Origin of the sequence: Dehalogenimonas formicexedens, from assembly GCF_001953175.1 — a bacterium.
In the GTDB taxonomy this organism is placed as follows: Bacteria; Chloroflexota; Dehalococcoidia; order Dehalococcoidales; family Dehalococcoidaceae; genus Dehalogenimonas; species Dehalogenimonas formicexedens.
This window is the reverse complement of record NZ_CP018258.1, coordinates 76,973-101,953: the sequence shown is the minus strand read 5'-3', so window position 1 is coordinate 101,953 and position 24,981 is coordinate 76,973. Positions and strand designations below refer to the sequence as shown.

At 55.3% G+C, this 24,981-nt stretch carries 23 protein-coding genes and 2 rRNA genes; 15 read left to right on the top strand and 10 right to left on the bottom strand.

The window, feature by feature from the left end:
- Window positions 1–299: 299 nt before the first annotated feature.
- Window positions 300–827 carry a hypothetical protein gene (locus Dform_RS00530; RefSeq protein ID WP_076003283.1) on the bottom strand — a complete coding sequence of 176 codons (528 nt, stop codon included), beginning with the start codon at window positions 825–827 and terminating at the stop codon, window positions 300–302.
- Between the two features lie 209 nt (window positions 828–1,036).
- On the opposite strand from Dform_RS00530, the gene Dform_RS00525 reads away from it, so the two are divergent.
- Together Dform_RS00525 and Dform_RS00520 are read left to right on the top strand one after the other, a co-directional pair.
- Complete coding sequence (locus tag Dform_RS00525; protein WP_076003282.1) at window positions 1,037–3,469, top strand: plasma-membrane proton-efflux P-type ATPase; 2,433 nt, start codon at window positions 1,037–1,039, stop codon at window positions 3,467–3,469.
- The gene (locus Dform_RS00520; RefSeq protein ID WP_076003281.1) at window positions 3,459–3,812 is read left to right on the top strand and encodes a hypothetical protein; all 354 of its coding nucleotides are present in this window, start codon (window positions 3,459–3,461) and stop codon (window positions 3,810–3,812) included. The genes Dform_RS00525 and Dform_RS00520 overlap by 11 nt, the downstream gene beginning before the upstream one ends.
- On the opposite strand, the gene Dform_RS00515 is transcribed toward Dform_RS00520, so the two are convergent.
- Window positions 3,749–4,654, bottom strand: coding sequence for a PGN_0703 family putative restriction endonuclease (locus Dform_RS00515; RefSeq protein ID WP_076003280.1), 906 nt, complete (start codon window positions 4,652–4,654; stop codon window positions 3,749–3,751). The two genes, Dform_RS00520 and Dform_RS00515, sit on opposite strands and share 64 nt — an antisense overlap.
- Before the next feature lie 139 nt (window positions 4,655–4,793).
- On the opposite strand from Dform_RS00515, the gene Dform_RS00510 reads away from it, so the two are divergent.
- Entirely contained in the window at window positions 4,794–6,764 is a 1,971-nt protein-coding gene (locus tag Dform_RS00510; RefSeq protein ID WP_076003279.1) for a beta-propeller domain-containing protein, read from the top strand.
- A gap of 187 nt (window positions 6,765–6,951) precedes the next feature.
- Here Dform_RS00510 and Dform_RS00505 read toward each other — a convergent pair whose 3' ends face one another.
- The 4 genes from Dform_RS00505 to Dform_RS00490 are packed head-to-tail and all read right to left on the bottom strand — an operon-like array spanning window position 6,952 to window position 9,449.
- A complete protein-coding gene (locus tag Dform_RS00505; RefSeq protein WP_076003278.1) occupies window positions 6,952–7,590 on the bottom strand; it encodes an iron-sulfur cluster assembly scaffold protein in 639 nt (212 codons plus the stop codon).
- Window positions 7,591–7,599: 9 nt separating this feature from the next.
- Entirely contained in the window at window positions 7,600–8,763 is a 1,164-nt protein-coding gene (locus tag Dform_RS00500; protein ID WP_076003277.1) for a cysteine desulfurase family protein, read from the bottom strand.
- 8 nt (window positions 8,764–8,771) lie between these two features.
- Complete coding sequence (locus Dform_RS00495; protein ID WP_076003276.1) at window positions 8,772–9,191, bottom strand: DsrE/DsrF/DrsH-like family protein; 420 nt, start codon at window positions 9,189–9,191, stop codon at window positions 8,772–8,774.
- 36 nt (window positions 9,192–9,227) lie between these two features.
- Window positions 9,228–9,449: a sulfurtransferase TusA family protein gene (locus tag Dform_RS00490; protein WP_076003275.1), complete on the bottom strand. Its 222-nt coding sequence runs from the start codon at window positions 9,447–9,449 to the stop codon at window positions 9,228–9,230.
- A 296-nt stretch (window positions 9,450–9,745) separates the two neighbouring features.
- Here Dform_RS00490 and Dform_RS00485 point away from each other — a divergent pair, with 296 nt between their 5' ends.
- A complete protein-coding gene (locus Dform_RS00485; protein ID WP_076003274.1) occupies window positions 9,746–10,189 on the top strand; it encodes an RrF2 family transcriptional regulator in 444 nt (147 codons plus the stop codon).
- 129 nt (window positions 10,190–10,318) lie between these two features.
- Window positions 10,319–11,329 (top strand): cysteine synthase A, encoded by a 1,011-nt coding sequence (gene cysK, locus Dform_RS00480; protein ID WP_076003273.1) that lies wholly within the window; start codon window positions 10,319–10,321, stop codon window positions 11,327–11,329.
- A 41-nt stretch (window positions 11,330–11,370) separates the two neighbouring features.
- On the opposite strand, the gene Dform_RS00475 is transcribed toward cysK, so the two are convergent.
- A complete protein-coding gene (locus tag Dform_RS00475; protein WP_158513442.1) occupies window positions 11,371–11,847 on the bottom strand; it encodes a hypothetical protein in 477 nt (158 codons plus the stop codon).
- Between the two features lie 251 nt (window positions 11,848–12,098).
- Between Dform_RS00475 and Dform_RS00470 the strand changes: the two genes are divergently transcribed.
- The 7 genes from Dform_RS00470 to Dform_RS00440 all read left to right on the top strand — a co-directional run bounded on the left by Dform_RS00470 (window position 12,099) and on the right by Dform_RS00440 (window position 17,559).
- Window positions 12,099–14,621, top strand: coding sequence for an ATP-dependent Clp protease ATP-binding subunit (locus tag Dform_RS00470; protein ID WP_076003271.1), 2,523 nt, complete (start codon window positions 12,099–12,101; stop codon window positions 14,619–14,621).
- A gap of 567 nt (window positions 14,622–15,188) precedes the next feature.
- Window positions 15,189–15,659 carry a VOC family protein gene (locus Dform_RS00465; RefSeq protein WP_076003270.1) on the top strand — a complete coding sequence of 157 codons (471 nt, stop codon included), beginning with the start codon at window positions 15,189–15,191 and terminating at the stop codon, window positions 15,657–15,659.
- 86 nt (window positions 15,660–15,745) lie between these two features.
- On the top strand, window positions 15,746–16,189 hold the full coding sequence (gene msrB, locus Dform_RS00460; RefSeq protein WP_076003269.1) for a peptide-methionine (R)-S-oxide reductase MsrB: 444 nt from the start codon (window positions 15,746–15,748) through the stop codon (window positions 16,187–16,189).
- A 19-nt stretch (window positions 16,190–16,208) separates the two neighbouring features.
- Complete coding sequence (locus Dform_RS00455) at window positions 16,209–16,622, top strand: DUF3096 domain-containing protein (protein ID WP_083635290.1); 414 nt, start codon at window positions 16,209–16,211, stop codon at window positions 16,620–16,622.
- Between the two features lie 21 nt (window positions 16,623–16,643).
- Complete coding sequence (locus tag Dform_RS00450; protein ID WP_076003268.1) at window positions 16,644–16,970, top strand: hypothetical protein; 327 nt, start codon at window positions 16,644–16,646, stop codon at window positions 16,968–16,970.
- 75 nt (window positions 16,971–17,045) lie between these two features.
- Window positions 17,046–17,225 carry a hypothetical protein gene (locus Dform_RS00445; protein WP_076003267.1) on the top strand — a complete coding sequence of 60 codons (180 nt, stop codon included), beginning with the start codon at window positions 17,046–17,048 and terminating at the stop codon, window positions 17,223–17,225.
- Window positions 17,226–17,253: 28 nt separating this feature from the next.
- Window positions 17,254–17,559 (top strand): hypothetical protein, encoded by a 306-nt coding sequence (locus Dform_RS00440; RefSeq protein WP_076003266.1) that lies wholly within the window; start codon window positions 17,254–17,256, stop codon window positions 17,557–17,559.
- A 72-nt stretch (window positions 17,560–17,631) separates the two neighbouring features.
- Here the strand turns inward: Dform_RS00440 and rrf are convergent.
- Window positions 17,632–17,749 (bottom strand): 5S ribosomal RNA (gene rrf / locus Dform_RS00435).
- A gap of 90 nt (window positions 17,750–17,839) precedes the next feature.
- Window positions 17,840–20,791: ribosomal RNA gene (locus tag Dform_RS00430) — 23S ribosomal RNA — on the bottom strand.
- Window positions 20,792–21,172: 381 nt separating this feature from the next.
- Here Dform_RS00430 and Dform_RS00425 point away from each other — a divergent pair.
- The 3 genes from Dform_RS00425 (at window position 21,173) to gltA (ending at window position 24,289) form a co-directional block, all read left to right on the top strand.
- Window positions 21,173–21,739 carry a nuclear transport factor 2 family protein gene (locus Dform_RS00425; protein WP_076003265.1) on the top strand — a complete coding sequence of 189 codons (567 nt, stop codon included), beginning with the start codon at window positions 21,173–21,175 and terminating at the stop codon, window positions 21,737–21,739.
- 172 nt (window positions 21,740–21,911) lie between these two features.
- Entirely contained in the window at window positions 21,912–22,742 is an 831-nt protein-coding gene (locus Dform_RS00420) for a sulfide/dihydroorotate dehydrogenase-like FAD/NAD-binding protein (RefSeq protein ID WP_076003264.1), read from the top strand.
- Window positions 22,743–22,888: 146 nt separating this feature from the next.
- Window positions 22,889–24,289: an NADPH-dependent glutamate synthase gene (gltA, locus tag Dform_RS00415; RefSeq protein WP_076003263.1), complete on the top strand. Its 1,401-nt coding sequence runs from the start codon at window positions 22,889–22,891 to the stop codon at window positions 24,287–24,289.
- Here the strand turns inward: gltA and Dform_RS00410 are convergent.
- Complete coding sequence (locus Dform_RS00410) at window positions 24,286–24,813, bottom strand: CopD family protein (protein WP_076003262.1); 528 nt, start codon at window positions 24,811–24,813, stop codon at window positions 24,286–24,288. The genes gltA and Dform_RS00410 overlap by 4 nt on opposite strands.
- Window positions 24,814–24,981: the final 168 nt, after the last annotated feature.

Here is a 24,981-nt window from a genome sequence, read left to right as displayed (position 1 = left end):
ATGAGAACGATTCCGAAGTATCACAATCGCCGTAGGGGCGGGTTTTTAACCCGCCCGCCTTGGTTGTATGCTACCGTCAGCAATCGGAAATCGACTCATTTTATCTTTGCGAGGGACTTCCTAGGAATTCCTCCTCTTTATTCCCTCGCCCGCTGACGGCGGGAGAGGGCTGGGGTGAGGACGGTTGGGAATCCCGTGGCAATCTCCTCCGAATATCACGTCGGTCGTAGGGGCGGGTTTTTAACCCGCCCGCTTTGGTCGGGTGGTATCCGGTCTCAATTGGAAATCGAACTGCTTCACTACCCCGCCAGCTTCCCCGCCTTTTCCAGGGCATCGATGATTTTCGGGTTTGATCGCTGGTCATATCCTTTGAAAAAGCTTGCTATGGGATATCCCAGCCTTACCGTAATAGTCTTCGGGTCAGTCGTGAGCGGTTTCATAATCGTAATTCCATCGAAAGATTGCGATGAAATCGGCGTCCAGAAGGCCCCGACGTACATAATCTGCTTATCCACGCAAACCACGAAGGACTTGCCGGCGGTCGGAACCTCAATTTGGGTAATCTTAATGAAGGCCTGATCGCTCAGCCTTATTTCGTGGGTTTCGGCGTTGTAGGAAACGACATCGTCGCCGCTGATCAGTGGCGCATCGGCGAGCCCGATGTAGTTCATCGCGGGAAGCATCGCCGGGGAAATATCGTTTTTAGTCAGGTATATGGCAAATCCTTCGGTTGCCGGCCCTTTTGCCGTACACGCGCCCAGCGCAAGAGTCACCGTTATCGCCGCGACAAGGATAAATACCGGGAAACGCCGGAGCCAACTCTTCATTTCATTGCCCTCCGCTAATGATAACGGCAAACTCGGAGAAGGGTTATTTCTGAAACATAATTCTCTCCTCGTATTTTCAAGCGCCAAAATATATCTCGCGTCTCAAAGATTTTTTGTCTCCGACACCGGGTATCAGGCTATAATACACTTAGGCCGACGTCCCGGAAGATGAAACAGCAACGAACGTCATTTTCAACGACTGAAAACCAATTAAGGCAACGCCGATAGACATTCATCCGGATTTTAAAAATCTCTCGGTCGCAGATTCGATCAAGCAACTTGAAACCTCTACGAACGGGCTCGCCGAATCAGAGGTAAAACTGCGCCTCGCCAAATTCGGGTTCAATGAAATCCTAGAAAAACGGGTTAGTCCCTTAATCAGGTTCCTGTCCTACTTTTGGGGGCCGATTCCCTTGATGATCATGATTGCCGCGGCACTGTCGGCCGTCCTGCACCACTGGCCTGATCTCATTCTCATCATCGCCCTTCTGTTGCTAAACGCGGTAGTGGGCTTCCACGAAGAATACCAGGCCGGTGACGCTGTAGCCGCCTTGAAGAAACAATTGGCAATCCAGGCTTTGGTCAAGCGTGACGGCAAATGGGCAACCGTCGCCTCACGGGAATTGGTACCCGGAGATATCGTCAGGTTAAGCCTCGGCAACATCGTGCCCGCTGATGCCAAACTTATAAACGGGGACCCTGTAGAACTTGATCAGTCAGCACTTACCGGCGAATCTCTGCCGGTTGAACGCCAGCCCGGCGACGCCGTTTATTCGGGATCGATAATCAGGCGGGGCGAGGCCGACGCCTTGATTTTCGGCACCGGAAAAAACACCTTCTACGGCAAAACGGTAAACCTGGTCCAGGACACCGTCACCAGGAGCCACCTCCAGCGCGCCGTTTTGAAAATGGCCGACTACCTGATACTGATCGCCGTGGTGCTGGCCGTTATCCTCGTCAGCGTCGCCCTCGCCCGCCACCAGTCTTTCCTGGAAGTCCTGAGGTTTGTAGTAGTCCTCACCATCGCCGCGGTGCCGGTTGCCATGCCCGCGGTGATGTCGGTCACCCTGTCTCTCGGCGCCAAAACCCTGGCGTTAAAACGGGCTATAGTCACCAGGCTCAACGCCGTGGAAGAGGTCGCCGGCATCGATATCCTTTGCTCCGATAAGACCGGCACGCTTACCCAGGCCAGCCTCACCGCCGGAGAACCTTTCGCCATCCCCGGCATCTCCGCCCGGCAGATCATGGCCGACGCCGCCCTGGCTTCCCGGACGGAAAGCAGGGACGCCATAGACCAGGCCATTTGCGCCATCGTCAGCCCGGAGGAACTGAAAGACTTCGAGACCGTCCATTTCACCCCGTTTGACCCGGTGAGCAAGCGCACCGAAGCCCAGGTCGAGCAGGGCTCATCAACTTTTAAGGTCACCAAAGGGGCGCCTCACATCGTGATAGCCTTGGACCCTTCCCTGGCTTCGCAAACAGAAAATATCGCCGGGGTCATCGACGGTTTCGCCGCTAAGGGGTACCGTTCTCTGGGGGTAGCTCGGACCGACAACTCGGGCGCCTGGCATTTCGAAGGTCTGATCCCACTCTTCGACCCTCTGCGTGTGGATTCCAAAGAAACCGTTGCCGCGACTCAAAAAATGGGCGTCGAACTGAAAATGCTTACCGGCGACCAGGTGGCGATCGCAAAGGAGATTTCAAAGGAACTTGGGCTGGGCACCGACATTTTCGATGCCAGCGTTTTCGAGGAAACCGGCTCTATCAAGAACGGGAAGCTGATGAACGCCATAGAACAGGCCGACGGTTTCGCCCAGGTGTTCCCGGAACACAAGTACCGCATCGTCGATATGCTTCAACGCCAGGGACACATCGTCGGGATGACCGGCGACGGCGTCAACGATGCCCCGGCGCTCAAGAAAGCGGATGCCGGGATTGCCGTGGCCGGGGCTACCGATGCCGCACGTTCCGCGGCTGAGATCGTGCTCCTGAATCCCGGGCTTTCGGTGATCGTCGATGCCATCAAGGAAAGCAGGAAGACCTTCCAGCGGATGCTCAGCTACGCCATATACCGCATATCGGAAACCATCCGGGTTCTACTGTTTTTGACCTTGGCTATCCTGGTTTACGGCATCTATCCGGTTACCCCGATCATGATCGTGCTTCTGGCAATACTTAATGACGGGGCGATATTGACCATCGCTTACGACAATACCAGGCCGTCGGACAAACCGGAGAGATGGAACTTCAGGACTGTCCTGGGCGTGGCGACACAACTCGGAATATACGGCGTCCTTTCATCTTTTCTTATTTTCGTGTTGGGACGCCAGGTTCTTCACCTCCCGAATGACGTCCTGATGACAATGATGTACCTGAAATTCTCGATTGCCGGGCACCTGATGCTATTCTCCGCCAGGACCAGGGGACCGTTCTGGTCGATCCGCCCGGCGAAAATCCTCCTGCTGGCAGTTATCGGCACCCAGATATTGGCAACCTTGATCGCGGTTTACGGATTCCTGATGACGCCGTTGGGCTGGGCCGATGCCGGCTTTGTTTGGGCTTACTGCGGGTTACAATTGATGATTCAGGACCGGGTCAAGCTTCTCGCTTATCGCATAACGGACAGCAGACATGGTTTCTAATACACTGACCCGCGCCAGGCAGATTTTTATCATCAAAACCCTCCACAGCGTCGCTTTCTGGTGGATGTTCGCCTGTTTCATCTACAACATCTACGCCGCGGCGACGGCGACGTTTACATGGATACTGGCGATAACCTATGGGACACATCTCGTCGAGGGCCTGGTCCTCATTTTCAACAAATGGACCTGCCCGCTGCGGACGATGGCTGAAAACATCGGCGCCGAAAACGGCCAGATCTCGGATATCTTCCTGCCAAAATGGCTGGCTGATAACCTTTTTCAGGTGGGGATGGGTTTATTCGTTGTCGAAACGGTGTGGTTGGGTTTGGAGTGGATTGGGTAAATTGTGGGCTCAAAATACCGCTTACTGATGTATTCTAGGTAGTCCAAATTGACCTCTTGAAGTTCACGAACTTTATTAAACAAATCTTGGTATGTTAAGGACCTAAATGGCACCTCCCCTGAGATACCCTTCTCGAATTGCGCTAATTCGTACTTATGCCGTGAAGCCTCTTGCGATGGGACTTCATACCACAGGTAGCACAATACAAATTGATTGCCGTATGCACAATGTAATCCTAATATATGTTTGATCAATTGGGGAACACCCAAATATTCGAAGTCCGTTTTCTCCTCCGATTGCTTATCTATTAATTCCGCTAAGTACCTCAACTTTGGCAAACTTATCCAAATGTCTTCGAGGACAAGATAGGCTTTAAGATGCGTTTCTTGATCAACTCGTCGTGTCTTTCGATGGTATGTCTCTGTGAATTTTGACTCTATCGCAAACGGTATAGCAGATCTAAACTCGATATCCAGATGGGGAGGAGTTCGAGTTTCTAATCCTGTAATTGGGTGAGTCTTTTCAAATAGCATATCGGATATCTGTCCTTCAACGTCTAACACGTGTCCAATACCTTTGAGAAGGCCATTCCGACGCCAATAATCGAAGAAATTTACTACCAAGGCTGAGGAGGAACAAAGTGCTTTCATATGTGCTTTTGCACCTTCAAGCTCGCGACCCTTACCATCGCTGAACTCTCTTTTCGTACGTGAGTCCATGAAATTTTCGAACAGATTGTCTTCGACCTTTTGTGTATAGCGGCAACAACCGAGACCATGCTGAATTGCCCAATTCTCTTGATTACCTGCGATGGTCTTTGAGGTCAAGATTCTTGCGTCCATTTTTCACCCCTCCTGTACAAAAAGGTATCGGCCTGATTAGAATATCACCAAGAAAACGTAACATCCATAGAGCCCCCCATAACTTTCCCCCTCCCCCTGCGTTATACCTTGTAGAAACTCGCCTCGAGGTTGACGCACTATGAAAAAAATCGCCATTTTCGGTTTAAGTCTCCTGGCCTTTGCCGGCATGTTGACCATTCCCGGCTGCGGGTCTGGTGAAACCAATGATCCGGCTTCCGGGTTGCCTACTTTCGCCTCGGAGGAGGCGCTCGTTACCGCCTTTACCCAGGCCCAATCCCGCGGCTATTCCGGCAACTATTACACCAAAGGGGGAATTGTGCCGCCCGGCGTAATGGCCCCTGAAGCCGCCCAGGCCGGCGCCGCCAATGCCGCCAGTGACATCGCCTACTCCGGCACCAATGTCCAGGTGGCCGGCGTGGATGAAGCCGACATTGTTAAGACCGACGGCAAGTACATCTACGTGGTATCCGGCAACACCATCTACCTGGCCCAGGCTTACCCGGCGCAGTCAGCCCAGATCGTCGGACAAATCACCATCTCCGGATTTACCCCTCAGGAACTGTTTATTGACGGAGACCGGATGGTGGTCTTCGGCGCTACTTACGCCACCGGCGGCGATCCCGGCTACCCGACCATCCTGCCCGCAGATGTTAAAGGCGGCATTTCGATAATGCCCTACCCGGTTCAGACCGGCATAGTATCGGTCAAACTCTACGACATTAAAGATCGCTCGAATCCCAAGCTGCTCAAGAGCGTCGATATTGAGGGTTCCTACCTGACCGCCCGCAAGATCGGTTCAGATGTCTACTTCGTCGTTAATTCCTATCCCGTGTACACCCAGACCAAACCCACCGCCGCCGACCTCATCCCCTCCTACCGGGAGACTATCGGCGACGCGAAATCCAGTGACTTGAAGCCCATCGCCGGCTACAACCAGATAGGCTATATCCCGCCCGTCCAGGCGGCCAGCTTCCTCACTATCGCCTCGATGTCGATAGCCGACGCTAATAAAGAGATTGGCAAGACCGTCGTCGTCGGCAGCGGCGAGAATGTTTATGCCTCAACCGACAGTCTTTATGTCGCCCAGACCTCCTGGCCGGTTTACAGCGACATCGGCATGACGGTTTCCGATAACACTCAGAGCACCGTCATCACCAAGTTCACCCTGAAAGGTGGCAACGCCGCCTTCGCCGCCACTGGCAAGGTAAAGGGACATATCCTGAACCAGTTCGCCATGGACGAATACAACGGCTACTTCCGCATCGCCACCACCATCAGCGGTTATGTGAACAACCGCGACACCTCCACCAACAATATCTACGTGCTCGACGCGTCGATGAAGGCCGCCGGCGCGCTGGAGGACGTTGCCCCCGGCGAAAGCATCTACGCCGTCCGGTTCATGGGCAAGCGGGCCTACATGGTGACCTTCCTGCATGTCGATCCGCTCTTCGTCATCGACCTGTCCCAGCCGGCATCGCCGAAGATCCTCGGCAAACTCAAGATCCCGGGTTACAGCGATTACCTGCAGCCCTACGACGAGACCCACCTCATCGGCATCGGCAAGGAAGTCGACCCCAGCATCGACGCCGACCTGATCCATACCGAAAACGCCGTCTATTACACCGCCATCCAGGGCGTCAAGCTGGCGCTCTTCGATGTGACCGATGTCGCCAATCCGATAGAGGTCTACAAAGAAGTTATCGGCGACCGGGGCTCGGAGAGCCTGGCGGCTGCCGACCACAAGGCACTGCTCTTCGATAAAGAATCCGGCCTGCTGGTGCTGCCCGTAACGGTGGCGGAGCTGAAGCCCGGTCAACCTAAGAACCAGCAGGGTGAATACGTCTTCCAGGGCGCCTATGTTTACAACCTGACTTTGAATGGCGGCTTCACCTTAAAGGGCAAGATCAGCCACTACGATACCAGCGATGCCTTCCAGAAGAGCGGCCAGTATTTTTACGGCGGCGCCGGTGAGATCACCCGCAGCCTCTACATCGGTAATGTCCTTTACACACTATCCCAGTCGCGGCTCCAGGCCAACGACCTTGACACCCTGGCGACGTTAAAGGTGCTGCCCTTCGTCCAGAAATAGGGTAGCTTCCTTCCAATCGTCCTGTTAACGGCAGGGGCGACCCAAATGGGTCGCCCCTCCTTTTTCCGTTTCTATCCTCGCGTCACGCCCCGCGAAGGCGGGGCGCGATGTTAATCCCAAATCCGGGGGGATTTGGGATTTTTTGAGCCGAAAGCTGACTGCTGATAGCTGAAAGCTTAAAGCCCTATCAATCTGTGTAGTTGATAACTACCTCTTTCACATCCCAGAGCGGCTCGATTTTCTCTTTGATCTCATCCTGGATCGCCGGGGCGAACTGGTGGTTCTGCGGCAGGTCGAGATCGATGGTCACCCGCCCTTCGTTTAGCGAGATGTCCTTGACCAGGTTCGTCCTCATCACGTCAAGGCCGCTAATCGGGTTGATGACCTTCTTCAGGCGTTTCCGGATGCCCTCGACCGTGGTCGGTTCCCTTTCCGTGATCAGGCCGTACCTTTCCTCGTAATTCTGAATCGCCGACCGGAGCCCCTCCACCGCCAGTACCGAGCAGTGGGACTTGATCTTGGGTAAACCCCCCAGGGCTTCGGAGGCCTCCTGCCAGGTGATGTTTTTGGCCTCTTCCAGCGTCTTGCCGCGGGCCAGTTCGGTGATGATCGATCCGGTGGCGATGTTGGAGGCGCAGCCATAGGACTCGAATTTGATATCTGAGAGTTTCTTCGTCCGGTCGTCGACCTTGATATACACCGACACCATGTCGCCGCAGGCCGGGCTGCCCTCAGTGGCTTTACCGTCGGGATTTTCAATCCGCCCCACGTTGCGCGGGTGCTTGAAATGCTCCATTACTTTATCGGTATACGGCAGGTTCGGCATATCTTTCTCCTACTTTCCCAACGGGCTGATTTTCCGGAGTTCCCTGGTTACCTCGGCCAGGGCGGTCACCGCGGCGTCCACCTCTTCGAGCGTGTTGTAGCGTCCCAGCGACAACCGGATGGAACCGTGGGCGCGCTCATGGTCGCCGCCGATGCCGTAAATGACATGGCTGCCCTGGAGCGACCGGCTGAAGCAGGCTGACCCGGTGCTCACCGCAAAGCCGCGCATGTCCAGGTGCAGCGTTATGGACTCGCCTTCGACGAAGTGGAAGCTGACGTTTACGTTCTGCGGCAGACGGTCGACCGGTGAACCGTTCAGCGTCACCGAAGGGATCTCGTTCAAGATGCGCCAAATGGCGTGGTCGCGCATGGCTCTCAGGCGGTCGTTTTCGGCCTCGTCGACCAACTCGGCCGCCCGGGCAAAGCCGATGGCGCCGGGGATATTTTCCAACCCGGGTCGCCGGTCAAATTCCTGGAATCCGCCGTCCATCAGTTTTCCCAGGGTGGTGCCCTTGCGCACCACCAGCCCGCCGATGCCCTTGGGGCCGTGGATGGTATGGGCGGACACCGTCAGCAGGTCGATGGGTACCCTGGACAGATCGATGGGCAGCCGCCTGAAGGAATGGGTCGCGTCGCAATGAAACAGGGTATTCCGGCTGCGGCAGATTTTGGATATCGCCTCGATGTCCTGGACGGTGCCGATTTCCTGGTTCGAATGCTGCACCGAAACCAGGATCGTCTCACCGGTGATCGCTTCCTCCAATTGATCGAGATCGACGAACCCTTCGCCGTCGACGCCGAGGTAGGTCACCGAGAAACCGTCTTTTTCGAGCGCTTTGGCGCTCTGCAGGACCGGGAAATCCTCGATCCTGGAGGTGATGATGTGGCGCCCCTTGCTCTTGCCAAGCGCCTTGGCGACGCCTTTCAACGCTATGTTGGATGACTCCGTGTCCCCCGAGGTGAAGATGAACTCCTCAGGAGTGACACCCAGCAGGCCGGCCAGCCGCCCGCGCGCGCCGTCAAGGGCTTCTTTTGCCTCTATTCCCTGGCTGTAAGCGAATTCGGACGTCGCCACGGCATAGGTCTGGAAAAAATACGGCGACATCGCCTCGAGCACCCGCTCGTCGAGCCTGGTCGCCGCGGCATTGTCTAAATAAACAGATTTATCGTTCATATCAGGCCTTAAATAAATAAACTGACTTTCGAATTCTTGGCTTCCAGGACAAAAGTGCCCACGGCGCAATAGTCGGAGATCAGGTCTTCCCTCAGGTCCTCCTTCTTGATGCCCATGATCTCCATCGTCATATCGCAGGCCAGGATTTTGCCGCCCAGTTCCTTGAAATCGGTGAGCATCCTGTCGAGGGAGGCCACATTGACCTTTTTCATCCGGTTTTTCACCATCCATTTTCCCAGGCCCAGCATGTGCATCTTGGACAGCGGCCCCTTGTCCAGGCCGCCCTTCTTTAGCCTCTGGAGTCCCCAGAAGGTAAAGAATATGGATGCTTCCATGCCCATGGACAGGGCGCCGTTGGCGATGATGAGGGCGCTGTACACCTTATCCATATCCCCGCTGTGCAGCACAATGGTAATTTTATCGGCCATCATTAACCTCCTAGCAGGGAATTGGCGTGGACCCGGTCATCGCCGGATCCTGATCGTCCAGGTGCCCCCGTCGCCCTTGACCTCCAGCAGTTCCAGCCCCATTTCCTGGACCGCCATGGGGATTTCTTTTTTGGAAGCCGGGTGGTCGCCGGTGATCTCGATGATATCTCCGGGCAGGGCTTTTCTTATGGCTTTCCGGGTCTCTACCAGGGGGATCGGGCAAGTTTCCCCAAGGCAATTGATCTTGATTTCAGCCATCTGGACCCCCTGTTCTGAATACTGCGGCTGGCGAAGGCCTCTGTTTCATATTTTACAACCTCCGGGAGTTAAGTCTGCAATCAAAGTCACATCGGACCGCACGGGCGCGAACCCCCGGGCTCCCCCAGGCTGCCTGGATTTGCGATACGGCCGATCTTGGGGTTGGGAAATATTGGTTGTCATTGTACTAATTCTTAGCCTTTCCATTTTGTGCCTCCCAGGTGTTTGACATCCTTGTCAACTGATTGTAGACTATGTCGACCTGTTTAATCAACTTTATCTTTTGAGGACCTGAAATGAAACTCAGTACCAAAGCCAGATACGGCACCAGGGCGCTGCTTGATCTTGCCCAACATTACGGTGAGGATGTCATTCCCTTAAAAGACATCGCCGCCAGACAACAGATCTCGCTTTCCTATCTCGAGCAGCTTGTCGGGCCGCTTGTCGATTCCAGGCTGATCCAGTCTGTCCGTGGCTCTCACGGCGGTCTTAAACTTGCCAAGCCTCCCGAGTCCATCCGTTTAAGCGAGGTAGTCAGCCTACTGGAAGGCCCCATCGAGCCAGTGTACTGCATCCACAACCCCGACAAATGCGACCGTTCCCCGTTTTGCGCCACCAGGGATATCTGGGGCGACGTGGGCAAGGCCATAACTTCGGTGCTGGATCAGACGACACTAGCCGATCTGGTAGCCAAGCAGAAGGCTAAGACATCTCCCCAGGATGACATGTACTATATCTAGTACCCAATCTTGATTTTTGGACCGGGAGGCGCAATATTAAACCCGAAAGAGTCAGGGTTTTACCCAACCTCCTGGCCCGTGCTGGCTGCTTCTCTAATACCGGGACACAAAACCCCAAAGGAGATCAAAATGGCAAGTGTGACTGAGATTCCAAAGGTGAATTACCGCAACAGGAGCTTCCCGGCGCTCACCCGCGGCATCGCCGGCGATATCACCGAAACCATCGGCAACACGCCGCTGGTAAGGCTAAACCGCGTCACCGCGGGGGCGGGGGCGCAGGTGGTGGCCAAGCTGGAATCTTTCAATCCCCTGCACAGCGTCAAGGACCGCATCGGTGTCGCCGTGATTACCGATGCCGAGGCCTCGGGAAAGCTCAAACCCGGCGACACCATCGTCGAACCGACGTCGGGTAACACCGGCATCGCCCTGGCCTTTACCGCCGCGGCGCGCGGCTACCGGCTGATCCTGACCATGCCGGAGACATTTTCCATGGAACGCCGCCAGCTTTTGGCGATTCTCGGCGCCGAAATCGTGCTCACCCCCGGTTCGGAGGGCATGTCCGGCGCCATCCGGCGGGCCCAGGAGATCCAGGCCGCCCACCCCGGCTATTTCTTGCCCGGGCAGTTCAAGAACCCGGCCAACCCGGAGATCCACCGCCTGACCACCGCTGATGAAATCTGGCGGGACACCGGCGGGGCGGTCGATGCGCTGGTGGCCGGGGTCGGCACCGGCGGCACCATCAGCGGCGTAGCCGAAGAATTGAAGAAACGCAAGCCGTCTTTTAAGGCATTTGCAGTCGAACCGGACGCATCTCCGGTACTTTCCGGAGGCAAACCCGGTCCGCACAAGATCCAGGGCATCGGCGCCGGTTTCGTGCCTCAGGTTATGAGAACCGACCTGGTCGATGAGATCATCCGGGTGTCCGATGAAAACGCCGGCATCATGGCGCGGAGGCTGGCACGGGAAGAGGGAATCCTGGCCGGCATCTCTTCCGGAGCGGCCGCCTGGGCGGCGGTCGAATTAGCCAAACGCCCGGAGATGAAGGGCAAACTGATCGTGGTTGTCCTGCCCGATACCGGGGAGCGGTATCTGTCCACCTGGCTGTTCCAGGAGGTTTATCCCACTCACCCCGGCGGATAAACCCCTGAAGTCACCCCACCCTCCCCACCGCCGAGCGCGGTTCATACCTGCCCGCGGCCTCGACGGTGAGCGCCAACGACATCAGGTAATCGTCGTGGCCGCGCGCCGGGAGCGACGTAAAAGTTCAGCGTCCGGTTGGGCTTGTAGTCCGCCTGGGCGCTTTCGAGTTCCCGCCATGCCTCGTCGCATTCCGCCGAGGCGTCCCGGGCGTAGAGTGAAAGTCTTCCCGTCCCCGCCGCCGCCAGGAGTTCGTAGCCGAGGGCGCTTTTAGAAGATGTTGTGAAAACAAATGAAACAATTCGGTGGCCCATGGATTGTTTCAGCGAGGCGCACAGCGGCGCGCCCAGGCCGGTGACATCGGCGGCGAGACGGCGCAATCCCCACGCCCTGGAGATCTCGATAATTCTAGGCAGGAGGACGGTGAAAGGCAGGCCGGTCCAGGGATAGTGGTTCACAACGCGAATATGCCTCGACTCAGGCATCGAGGATTGATCGGGAGTCTTCCCCCTCTCCTTCAATTCCTCTCCCACCAGGGGCGAGGAAAGTTGGATATTACCCCTCTCCCCGTTGGATTTCGGACAATTCGGGGGAGATTGCCGCGGCCCCGATTCCATCGCGGGTCTCGCAAAGACAGATTTGGGTGAGGCATCGAGGATAAGGAGAAACCAGGCGCGCGGCCGTCTTATATTCGCCCCCAAAGCTAAAATGCTTTACGAGGTGCCTTATTTGGCCTATAATTAGATGAGTATCCCCGTTTAAGAGGTTTGTCATGGCTAGTCGTTTCGACAAATTTTCCGAGCGCGCCCGCCGCGTTCTCACCTACGCGCAGGAAGAAGCACAGCAACTTAATCACAACTACATAGGCACCGAACACATCCTCCTCGGCATGGTCCGCGAGGAAGACGGCGTCGCCGCCCGCGTCCTGGTCAACCTGGACGTCAACCTGGCCAAGTTAAGGTCTGCCGTCGAGTTCGTCATCGGCCGCGGCGAGAAGCCGTCCGCCGGTGAGACCGGCCTTACCTCCCGCGCCAAGAAGGTCATCGAACTGGCGATCGACGAAGCCCGCAACCTGGGCCACAACTACATCGGCACCGAGCACCTCCTGCTCGGCCTTCTCCGCGAGGGCGAGGGCGTGGCGGCCGGCGTGCTCGATTCCTTCGGCATTTCCATCGACCGCGTCCGCGCCGAGATCACCAAGGTCCTGCAGCAGGGCGCCGCCAACCGCACCAACCCCGCCGCCGCCAAACCCGGCAAAGCCCCGGGCAAGACGCCTACCCTGGATGCCGTTTCCTTTGACCTGACCGCGGCCGCCAAAGCAGGCAGGCTGGATCCCGTCGTCGGCCGGGTCAAAGAAATAGAACGGATGGTGCAAATCCTGTCCCGCCGCACCAAGAACAATCCGGCTCTCATCGGTGAGCCCGGCGTCGGCAAGACGGCCATCGTCGAGGGGCTGGCCCACCGCATCGTCGCCGGCGACGTGCCCGAAACACTTGAAAATAAACGCTTGGTTTCATTGGATATCGCCTCTCTGGTCGCCGGCACCAAGTACCGCGGCGAGTTCGAAGAAAGACTCAAGAAGATACTTGAGGAACTCCGGGTCGTCGGCAATATCGTGCTTTTTATCGACGAGTTCCATACCATGCTCGGCGCCGGCGCCGCCGAAGGGGCTATCGATGCGGCTAATATCCTGAAGCCTTCCCTGGCAAGGGGTGAGATCCAGGTCATTGGCGCCACGACCCTTGATGATTACCGCAAGCACGTTGAACGGGATACCGCGTTCGCGCGGCGCTTCCAGTCCGTGCTGGTAGAGGAACCCTCAATCGAGGATACCATCGAGATCCTCCGCGGCATCAAGCAGCGTTACGAAGAACACCACAGGCTGGTCATCACCGATGACGCCATGGATGCCGCCGCCAACCTGGCCTCCCGATACATCTCGGACCGTTTCATGCCGGACAAAGCCATCGACGTCATCGATGAAGCCGCCTCTCGCGTCCGCATCCGCAACCGCACCAGGCCGATGCCGCTGAAGGACTTGAAGAAGGCGGAGGACTCCTACCGCCGGGACAAGGAAGCCGCCCTGGCCACCCAGCAGTACGACTATGCCGCTGAATTACGGGAGCGCGAGTATCAGATCGCTGAAAAGCGCCGCAAAATGGAAGAGGAGTGGCAGCAGGAGCAGGTTTCCACCAAGCCGTTGGTGACCAAAGAGGACATCGCCGATGTGGTCAGCATGTGGACAGGCGTGCCTTTGCTGCAGCTTACCGGCGACGAGACCGAACGCTTACTCCACATGGAAGAAGCGCTGCACAAGCGCATCGTCGGCCAGGATGAGGCCATCGTCACCATCGCCAAGGCCGTCAGGCGAGCCCGCGCCGGTCTCAAGGACCCGCGGCGCCCCATCGGCAACTTCATCTTCCTGGGCCCCACCGGCGTCGGCAAGACCGAACTGGCCCGGGCCCTGGCCCAGTTCATGTTCGGCTCCGAAGACAATTTGATCCGCATCGACATGTCGGAGTTCATGGAGAAGTTCGCCGTGTCGCGCCTCGTCGGCGCGCCCCCCGGCTATGTCGGTTACGAAGAAGGCGGCCAGCTCACGGAGGCGGTGCGCCGCAAAGGCTATTCCCTGGTGCTGCTCGATGAGATCGAAAAAGCTCATCCCGAAGTGTTCAACATCCTGCTCCAGATCTTCGACGACGGCCACCTGACCGACGCCAAGGGCCGCCGCGTCGACTTCCGGAATACCATCATCATCATGACCAGTAACATCGGCGCCGACCTTATCAGGAAAGGCACGGGGAGCATCGGCTTCACCACGACATCCGACGCCGCCAAGGCCCAGGACATCGGCTACGAGCGGATGAAGGACAAGCTGTTGGCCGAGGTCAAGAAGAGCTTCCGGCCGGAGTTTTTGAACCGCGTCGACTCGACGGTGGTCTTCCACTCCCTCACCCGCGACGAGATCCGCCAGATAGTCGACCTGCAGCTGGCGTCAGTGACCAAGCAGCTCAAGGAGAAGAACATCTCCATCGAGGTCACCGCCGGCGCCAAGGACGTCCTGGGCAAGAAGGGCTACGACGAGGTTTACGGAGCACGGCCGCTGCGCCGCGTCATCCAGAACCTCATCGAGGACCGGCTGTCCGAAGACCTGCTTAGAGGACAGTTCAGTAGCGGCGACACCGTGGTCATCGAACCCTCCGCCGACGGCGAGGACCTCTTGTTCAACGTCAGGCACCCCGAACTGCCGCCCCCGGCGGAGAACGCCGAAAAGCCCGCCCTGGCCGGCGGCTAAACGAAACCGCGAACAATAAAGAAAGAGCCCTTCAAACGAAGGGCTCTTTCTTTTCAACGGTACGGTGTCGATACTAGTCATATTTGGCAGTCATTTTTCGGTAGTCCTTGGGCGGAAAATTAGGTAGTTCCCCCTATTCCCCGGCAGGTAGCTTTTGGGGTATGCTGCTATCGGGGCATGACAGAGTATCCCGAAAAAGTAAACAGCGAGTTTCGATCTGCTAGCGGGTGAAGAAATTGGCTGATGCCGGGCTCCAATTGGGAATGCGCCGGTGCCAACAACCACCTGGATCCGGACTACTCGACTGAAAAGAGACGGGACTTCAAATTGGAAGGCCGTCAAAAGACGGAACTCTAGCAACATGCCCCTCATTGTTTCTCGCTCCGGCCAGGTGACTTTACTCTATCCGATAAAGCTCTACAACTAGTGATTCTCCTCTTATACCAAACAGGAACTAGTGCCCTTATGCGCCGAAAATAGGTACATTTACCAATTTCATTATCTCCCGGCCCATTCTATGCTCTAAACGGCGATGCAGAATCGCACAACGAAATGGAGGAAGGGACGATGTTAAGCGACAAAATGGCGTATGCAGTTCTACCAGCAGTGGACCTCAAGAGGGCACGCAAGTTCTGGGAGGACACAATCGGCCTGAAAGTGATGCTCGACGAGCCGGCTCAGGGGATGATGGTCATGGCCGGCGAAGGTTCGATGTTCTACGTTTACCAAAGGGGAGCGACCAAGGCAGACCATACCGTCCTGGAGTTCAAAGTCGATAACATCGATGCGGAGATGAGGGACCTCCGAAGCAAGGGCGTCAAATTTGAAGAATATGACATTCCGGCTATGGGCATCAAGACAGTAAACGGTGTCGCCACCATGGATTCCGGGGATAACATGTCGAAAGGCGCCTGGTTTAAGGACACCGAAGGCAACATCATCGCCCTGGATCAGATGTCCAAGTCCAACCTGGAAAAGGCAAGCATGCAGAACTCGATGATGGAAATGGCCATGCCCAAATCAGCGATGAAGAAATAATGTGCCGATGCTCCTGACGCAGGGCGGAAACTCATCTAAAGGCTGCCGGTAATCCGAGCCAACGTTTTAAGGCCGGGAGATTTTTGATGGAGACAACCGTAACAATCTTCGACAACCAAAAGAAAACCGTTGAAACTGTGTCCAAAATCGAAAAGTCAGACGCCGAATGGCAGAAGTTACTGACCAAAAAACAGTTTGAGATCACCACCAAAAACGGGACCGAGGCTCCCGGCAGCATGACCTTCGATGATGTCCATGGTCCGGGCACCTTCAAGTGCGTCCGTTGCGGCACGGATCTTTTCAATTATTCGGCCAAGTTTGAATCCGGCACCGGCTGGCCCAGTTTCTACGAGCCGGTTTCGTCTTTGAATGTCGTCCTGCACCCGGATTATTCGTTCGGGATGTCACGGACGGAAGTATTGTGCGCCAGGTGCGGTTCCCATCTGGGCCATATCTTCGATGACGGTCCGCCGCCTACCGGCAAACGATATTGTATGAACGGCTACGCCCTGAAATTCGCACCCGACTAGGAATAAGAGGAGCTCGCAAATGAAGGTGATCGGCTTTCCCGATATCGCCGGGCTCGGGCCCGGAATTATCCTGGTTGTGGTAGGCATCCTCATCCTTATGTTCCCCAAGATCATCAACTATCTCGTCGGCGCCGCGATGATCCTCGCCGGCATCGGCTGGCTGGCCGGAGGCAACCCGCTGGCGGGAATTGTCTCGATACTCTTCGGCATTCTCGTTTTCATCTTCCCGACCATTCTCAATTACCTTGTCGCCGCGTACCTGGTTTTAGTGGGAATCTGGCTTCTCATCAACAGCGCGGTGGTCATCGGCGTAATTTCCCTGCTCGCCGGGATCATAGTCCTGCTGGCTCCGGAAATCCTTAATATCCTGTTCGCGATCTATTTAATCGTGGCGGGGGCTTTCGCCATCGGTCACTACTACGGCTGGTTCTAATAAACCACGGAGGGCTAGGATATGGCTCAAATTACCGTTCATCGGAAGGCTTATACCCGGAAAGACGGCACGCATGTAAAAGCGACAACTTATCAAACCGAAGATCGCGGCGAACCAGGCAAAACCCCCGAATCGCAACAGTGGTACGAACATGGTACGGAGATGAACTGGAGCAAGGAAATGACGGCGGAAACCCGACGGGAACATGCCCTGAAAGCTCACAAAGGCGACGAGCTGGCCACCGGAAGGGCACTCCAGGCTCTGGCCAATGTGACCACCGATTATGAGACCAGGGGCAAAGCCAATTCGGACGCAGATTACTTTTTCTCAAAGCACAAGGGAAAATAGCTGAGCCAAAGTCGACTTATTCTTAGATCAGGGATTTTCCAAGAACATAAACGTGCCTAAAAACGAGGTGAATACATGCCATATCGCATTGAACATCGGGAAGGCCATAAAAACTCCAAAGGCGAATCGGCGCCCTGGGTGATCATCAATAAAGACCGGGATGAGGTCGTCGGCAGCTCCACCACCAAAGAGGACGCGGAGGCCAGCATCCGGGCCAGGCACGCCGCCGAACATGGCGGGTTCGCAAAAAAGTAAGGCTACAAAATATATAAGGAGTAAACTCATGTCCATCTCACGCCTTGGTTACACTCTGGCTCTCATCGGCGGCATTCTGATGGTCGTTTTCGGTATCCTCGCGGTAGCCCAGTCCACTTTCCGAGCGGCTTTTTACGGGTGGGGGTTTTTCAACGGCGGTATTATCACCTTGCTCGCGGGTATCATTGCCGTCATTGGCGCCAGCCGTGTCCGTGAACTTGTCTGGGCGATTATCCTCATCGTCATCGGCCTTTTGGGAGGCGGGCTCGGCGGCCTGCTGGTCCTGATCGGCGGTATACTGGGCCTCGTGGCATCCGTGTCGAGGCAAAACTGACTTGCTGAATCCCCTTAAAACGAAATGCCCGTAATCACTACGGGCATTTTTGCTTTTAAAATATAAAAAGTCCCCTGGCAATGGCATATTTTCCCCAAGGGGTCGCCCCCTCAGTATCGTCTGCGCTGACGCGTTTCACGGCCGTGTTCGGGATGGGAACGGGTGGGACCACGTCGCTCTTATCACCAAGAGACTTTTTAACGAAAGTAAGCTATTTAGTTTTTAATCTGAACTTTTAATCTGATACCGCCACTTGTTTTCGGTTACCTCAACTCTGAAGCAAGTCAAGCCCTTGACCATTAGTACCAGTCAGCTGAACACGTTACCGTGCGTACACCTCTGGCCTATCAAGCAGGTAGTCTACCTGCGGTCTTACCCTCTTGCGAGGGAGGGAGATCTCATCTTGGAGCCAGCTTCGTGCTTAGATGCTTTCAGCACTTATCTGAACCGGACTTGGCTACTCAGCAGTGCTCCTGGCGGAACAACTGATACACCATTGGTCCGTCCTTCCGGGTCCTCTCGTACTACGGAAAGCCCCCCTCAAATCTCCGGACGCCCACCACGGATAGAGACCGACCTGTCTCACGACGGTCTGAACCCAGCTCGCGTGCCGCTTTAACCGGCGAACAGCCGGACCCTTGGGACCGATTTCAGCCCCAGGATGCGACGAGCCGACATCGAGGTGCCAAACCTTGCCGTCGATGTGAACTCTTGGGCAAGATAAGCCTGTTATCCCCGGGGTAGCTTTTATCCGTTAAGCCACGGCCTTTCCACGAAGGGCCGTAGGATCACTTTGCCCGACTTTCGTCTCTGCTCGACTTGTTGGTCTCGCAGTCAAGCCTCCTTATGCCAATGCACTCTTTGGGTGATTTCCATCCACCCTGAGGAGACCTTTGGGCGCCTCCGTTACTGTTTGGGAGGCGACCGCCCCAGTCAAACTACCCACCAGGCACTGTCCCCCGGCTTGCTCCGAGGTTAGAGGCTAGATTCATCAGGAGTGGTATTTCAACGTTGGCTCTGCCAGAGCTAGCGCCCTGGCTTCACAGCCTCCCACCTATCCTACACGAGATAAACCCAGTCTCAGTGTCAAGTTGTAGTAAAGCTCCACGGGGTCTTTTTGTCCAGTGGCGGGAAACCCGCATCTTCACGGGTATTTCAATTTCGCCGAGTCCCTCGTTAAGACAGCGTCCAGGTTGTTATGCCGTTCGTGCGGGTCGGAACTTACCCGACAAGGGATTTCGCTACCTTAGGACCGTTATAGTTACGGCCGCCGTTCACTGGGGCTTCGGTTCAAAGCTTCGCTTGCGCTAACCTCTCTCCTTAACCTTCCAGCACTGGGCAGGCGTCAGCCCCTATACATCAGCTTACGCTTTAGCAGAGACCTGTGTCTTTGTTAAACAGTCACCCGGACCCCTTTATTGCAGCCCTGAATAATCAGGGCACCCCTTATCCCGAAGTTACGGGGCTAAATTGCCGAGTTCCTTAACGAGGGTTATCTCGATCACCTTGGGACACTTACCCCCACCTACCAGAGTCGGTTTGCGGTACGGGCGCCACTGCTTCAACGGCGACGAGGGTTTTCTTGACGGTATGGACTCAGTTAAATCGTCTTGGATCTCTCCGCAACTTCCTCCAGCCTTCAGCTTATCGCGGGGGCGGATTTACCTACCCCCACACGCCTTTGACTGGTGACACACCATGTCCAATGGGTATGCCTAACCTATCCTGCCGTGTTACCCCTTCGCCTCTACAGCGGCGGTGCTGGAATAATGACCAGCTGTCCATCGCTCTACGCCTTTCGGCCTCGGCTTAGGCCCGACTAACCCTACGCGGATTAACCTTGCGTAGGAAACCTTAGGTTTACGGTGGGTGTGTTTCTCACACACCTTGCGCTACTCATGCCGGCATTCTCTCTTCCCCCCGCTCCACCATTGTTCACACAACAGCTTCGCTGCAGGAGGAACGCTCCTCTACCATCCCGACGAATCGGGATCCATAGCTTCGGTGACAGACTTGAGCCCCGTTGGGTTGTCGGCGCAGGGCCACTTAACCAGTGAGCTATTACGCACTCTTTAAAGGGTGGCTGCTTCTGAGCCAACCTCCTGGCTGTCTGGGTAGTCCAACTTCCTTTGCCACTTAGTCTGCACTTAGGGACCTTAGCTGATGGTCTGGGCTGTTTCCCTTTCGACTACGGAGCTTAGCCCCCATAGTCTCACTCCCGGACTTTGGCTTATGGCATTCATGGTTTGGTTGAATTCGGCAGGATCTCTCCCACCTAGTTCATCCAGTGCCTTACCTCCATAAGCGAACATCCGAGGCTGTACCTAGATACATTTCGAGGAGAACCAGCTATCCCTGGGTTCGTTTGGCATATCACCTCTATCCACAACTCATCCAATAGCTTTGCAACGCTAATTAGTTCGGGCCTCCACTCCGAGATTATCGGAGCTTCACCCTGGTCATGGATAGCTCACCCAGCTTCGGGTCTAATCTGTGCAACATGACGCCCTGTTCAGACTCGCTTTCGCTACGGCTCCGCAACGTAGTTGCTTAACCCGCTACACAGATTAACTCGCCGGCTAATTCTTCAATAGGCACGCCGTCACCCCGATAAATCGGGGCTCCGACTGCTTGTAAGCACACGGTTTCAGATCTATTTCACTCCCCTCTCGGGGTGTTTTTCACCTTTCCCTCACGGTACTAGTCCACTATCGGTCATCAAGAGTATTTAGCCTTACCATGTGGTCATGGTTGATTCCCACAGGATTCCGCGTGTCCCGTGGTACTTAAGAACAGATGAGGAGCCTAGCTCTTTCGCTTACTGGACTATCACCATCTATGGTGGCTCTTTCCAGAGACCTTCTGCTAGAGTTCGGTTGGTAACTCCTTTGCCCGTTTAACACCGGGCTTTACCTGTCTTACTACCCCCCAGAAGCGTAGATTGTTAAACCACTAAGCTTATGGAGTTTGGGCTGTTCCCGTTTCGCTCACCGCTACTTCGGGAATTTTTTATTTTCCTCGGGGTACTGAGATGTTTCACTTCCCCCGGTTGCCTCTACTCAGCCTATGTGTTCGGCTGAGAGTGTCCCGATTTTATCGGGACGGGTTGCCCCATTCGGAAATCCCCGGTTAAGCTTGCTAGACAGCTAGCCGAGGCTTATCGCAGTCTTGCCACGTCCTTCATCGCCCCTTGATGCCAAGGCATCCACCGTGCGCTCTTTCCCGCTTGACTTGCTTCAGATTTGAGATAACCTATTACTTTTTTGGCGGTATTCAGTTTTAAAGGTTCAGTACAATAAGAAACGGCTTGGCGTTTTCACCAAGCCGTCTTGGTTAACACCGTTAGTGCGCTTTATGTTGCTCTATCAAACATCATTATTTTCAAACGCGAAAGATATAATAGCACAGCCTGAAATGCCGTGTCAAGACCCCTAATAGCTTTGGGCGAAATGGTTTCATCAAAATATTTCGGTCCGTTGCAATGGCCCGTCCCTTGAGCCAGTCCCAATGATCGCCGGGCTGATAACAATTGATTTTCTCTTCTCTCTTGACACCAAAGCCACATTTAGCCTATAAAAGTACTTTGTGACTATTCCTTATAAGGGGGTTTTAATTGAGAGCCGACAACGAAACCAGAAGCATTGTCAATAACCTTTTGGAGCAATACAAGGCAGCGGTGGAAGCCAAAAATGCCGATGCCGTCATCGCCCTGACGACTAACGACCCAAACATGCTTAACATCGGTCCCGGCAAGGATGAGATGAGTATCGGCACGGGGCAGTTGAAGGAATATTACCAGAAACTGTTCGCCAGCGTGGATACAATAACTCTGAAATACGGTTACACCACTATAAAAGGAAACGGCAACGTCGCTTGGGTCTCCAGCCACTTGTGGGAGACCTTAAAAAAAGGGACCCGCCAGCTTGCCCTTGATATGCGCATGACCGCGGTTTTCGAAAAAGTCGAAAATAAATGGGGATTCAGCGAGATGCATTTCTCCATTCCCGGAGACGTGCAGATGCCAGAACCGTCACCGGAAGAGAAAGCCGCCGAGGAAGCCGCCGCGGCCGCCGCCAAGGCCGCAGAGGAAGCCAAAAAGAAAGCTGAAGAAGACAAGAAGAAGGCTGAAATGAAGGCGGACGAACCCCCGACCGACCAATCCTTCTTCGATTATTATTAATAGGTAGACAGTGATTTTAGAAAATGGAGCCGCCAGGCTCCATTTTCTTTTTCAAAGCATCATCTGAAGCCGGGTGTACATGTGCCCGGCTTGAACGCAATCCCCTATAATGCTAGATTATTACCGTCCTTAGTTCTTTAGGACTAATTCCGTTGACAGTCGAGAATCACATTTGTATTCCATAATCTCAACCGAAGAATTGGTGCCCCGTGTACGGGTGTACCGTATTTCCGCGCCACGAATTGCCAAAAAAGCAGCCGCAGGCCAGTTTGTCATTTTGCGGGTCGACGACAATGGTGAGCGCATACCATTGACCATTGCGGATTGGGACGTCGTTGAAGGCAGCGTCTCGGTTGTTTTCATGGAAGTTGGAACGACTACGACCAAACTCAGCAGGCTGAAAGCCGGAGACACGATATCCGATATCGTCGGCCCCCTTGGCAATGCCACCGAGATCGATAATTTCGGGACTGTCTGCCTCATGGCCGGCGGCTTCGCCACCGCCACCATCATGCCGATCGCCAGGGCGATGAAGGCCGCCGGCAACCGGGTCATCACCATCGTCGGCGCACGCAATAAAGACCTCTTATTCTGGCGGGAACGGCTTTCTGCGGTGTCTGATGAGCTTATCATCACCACCGATGACGGCTCGGCAGGGCGAAAAGGCGTTGTCACCGAACCGATCAAGGAAATGCTCGAGCGCGGCGAACGCATAGACCGGGTGATCGCCATCGGTCCAAGCATCATGATGAAGTTTTCCGCCCTGACCACAAAACCATTCGGTATCAAAACCATCGTCTCCATGAACCCTATAATGATCGACGGCACCGGCATGTGCGGCTGCTGCCGGGTTTCGGTCGCCGGCCAGACCCGCTTTGCATGCGTCGACGGACCTGAATTCGACGCCCACGCTATAGATTGGGACAATTTCATGGCCCGCCAGCGATCCTATATCGAAGAAGAGAAGCGGTCATTGGAGATTTGCCGGTGCCCTTCGGGCTAAATCCAAACCAAATGAATAACCAAGATACAAGGTACAATAACCAAACAAATCCCAATAACCAAATATCAATAACCAAACGTTTGGGTATTGGCCATTGGAATTTGGTGATTGTGTGTAATTTGCTTCTTGGTTATTAAGGGTAAGCGATGGCTAAAGCTAAGATTGATTTGAATCGGGTCGCCATGCCCAAGCAGGAAGCCGGGGCTCGGCGGCAGAATTTCTCGGAGGTCGCGACCGGCTACACGGCGGAGGACGCGAAGCGCGAAGCGTCCCGCTGTATCGAGTGCAAGGCCAGGAATTGCGTAGCCGGGTGCCCGGTCGCCATCGACATCCCCGAGTTTATCTCGGCAGTCAAGACCGGTGATTTCACGGCGGCTGATGAGATCATAAAACGAACCAACGCACTGCCCGGAATCTGCGGCCGCGTCTGCCCTCAGGAGAGCCAATGCGAAGCGGTCTGCACCCTGGCGAAGAAAAAGGCTCCGGTGGCTATCGGCCGGCTCGAACGCTTCGTCGCCGATTGGGAACCGGGTTATCGATTAAAAGGTTCGACCGGCGCCAAGGCCCCAAAGAGCTGCAAAAAAGTTGCCGTCATCGGTTCGGGACCATCCGGGCTGACCTGCGCCGCCGAATTGGCGCGGTTAGGTCATTCAGTTACCATTTTTGAATCGCTCCACGTCGCCGGAGGTGTGCTCATGTACGGCATACCCGAATTCCGGCTGCCCAAGACAATCGTTCAAACTGAAATCAATTTTGTTAGAAGCCTGGGAGTGGAGATCGTCCTGAACGCCGTCGCCGGGAAGACGTTTACCATCGATGAGCTTTTTAAAGACGGCTTCCAGGCTGTGTTTTTGGGCACTGGGGCAGGTTTGCCGCTCTTTCTCAACATCGAGAATGAGAATGCGCCTGGAGTATATTCCGCCAATGAGTTTCTCTCCAGGGTCAACCTGATGAAGGCTTACCATTTCCCCGAATTCGATACGCCTCTCAAAGTCGGTAAGGAGGTGGCGGTGGTTGGTGGTGGAAACGTAGCCATGGATGCCGCCCGCAGCGCGGTAAGATTGGGCGCAAGAGTCACGGTAGTCTATCGCCGGGGCCGCGAAGAGATGCCGGCGCGCCTTGAAGAAGTCGAGAACGCCGAGGAGGAAGGTATCAACTTCCTCTTTTTAACCAACCCCATCTCGTTTCAAGTAAATGATCAAAAATGGGTTTCGGGCATGACCTGCCAAAAAATGAGCCTCGGCGATCCCGACGCATCGGGACGGAGACGGCCGGTTCCCGTCGGCGGCTCTGAATTCACCCTTCCCTGTGACATGGCGATCGTCGCCCTGGGTACGAGGCCAAACCCGCTCATAGCCCGTTCCGCGCCCGGTTTGGCTTTCGCCAGTGCGGGCACCGTCATCGCCGACGAATCGACTGGTCTGACCAGAAAAGCTGGCGTTTGGGCCGGAGGGGATATCGTCACCGGGTCGGCGACCGTTATTTCGGCGATGGGCGCCGGCAAGGCGGCAGCCCGGGATATCGATCGCTATCTCGCCTCGCTTTAACCAAACAGGCACCCGACCACGGCCACGGTTTCACCTGGTTCCGGCAGTTCGGTGACCGTGACGATGATCAACAAAACCGCCAGTCCCAATATTGCCAGCGCGGCAACAGCCAGCTTTTCCCGCCTCAGCAGCCGTTCCTCAACTAGTCTGTCTCTCCCGGCGATAGCGGCGCCCATTCGCGGCAGGATGCCGTAAAGCAAAGTAAAACTCACCGCCAGCATGACGATCACGATGATATGTTTCAGAAATACCAGAGTCGCCCACGAATTATCGAAGAAATGCCCCAGTCCCGGGTAATTCTCGTTGGTCTCCATAAGGATCGTACCGGAGACTATAAATATAGCGATTGCCGCCCAGGTGATGGTCAGATAGCGTTTGCGTAACGTGGAAATGAAGCTGGCTCTGGCGGAGTCGGAAACAAACTGCCGGAGGCTGTTAAATACGAACAAGGTGTTGAACCACAGTCCAACCCAGGTAACAATCGCCGACAGGTGAATCCACAGGAGCGGTACCGTTATGTCCATCGTTTTTCTCCCGATATTTCATATTAACACCGTTTTTGCGCATCTCACATTTTCTTCCGATAGCAGTGGTTTGCTGGAGGATGAACCTGTTTTTACGATCGATTCGATATTGAATGGTTCACCAAAAGGCGTCAACCCTTGCCACCAGTCGCGCTCTAGGTTAAGATA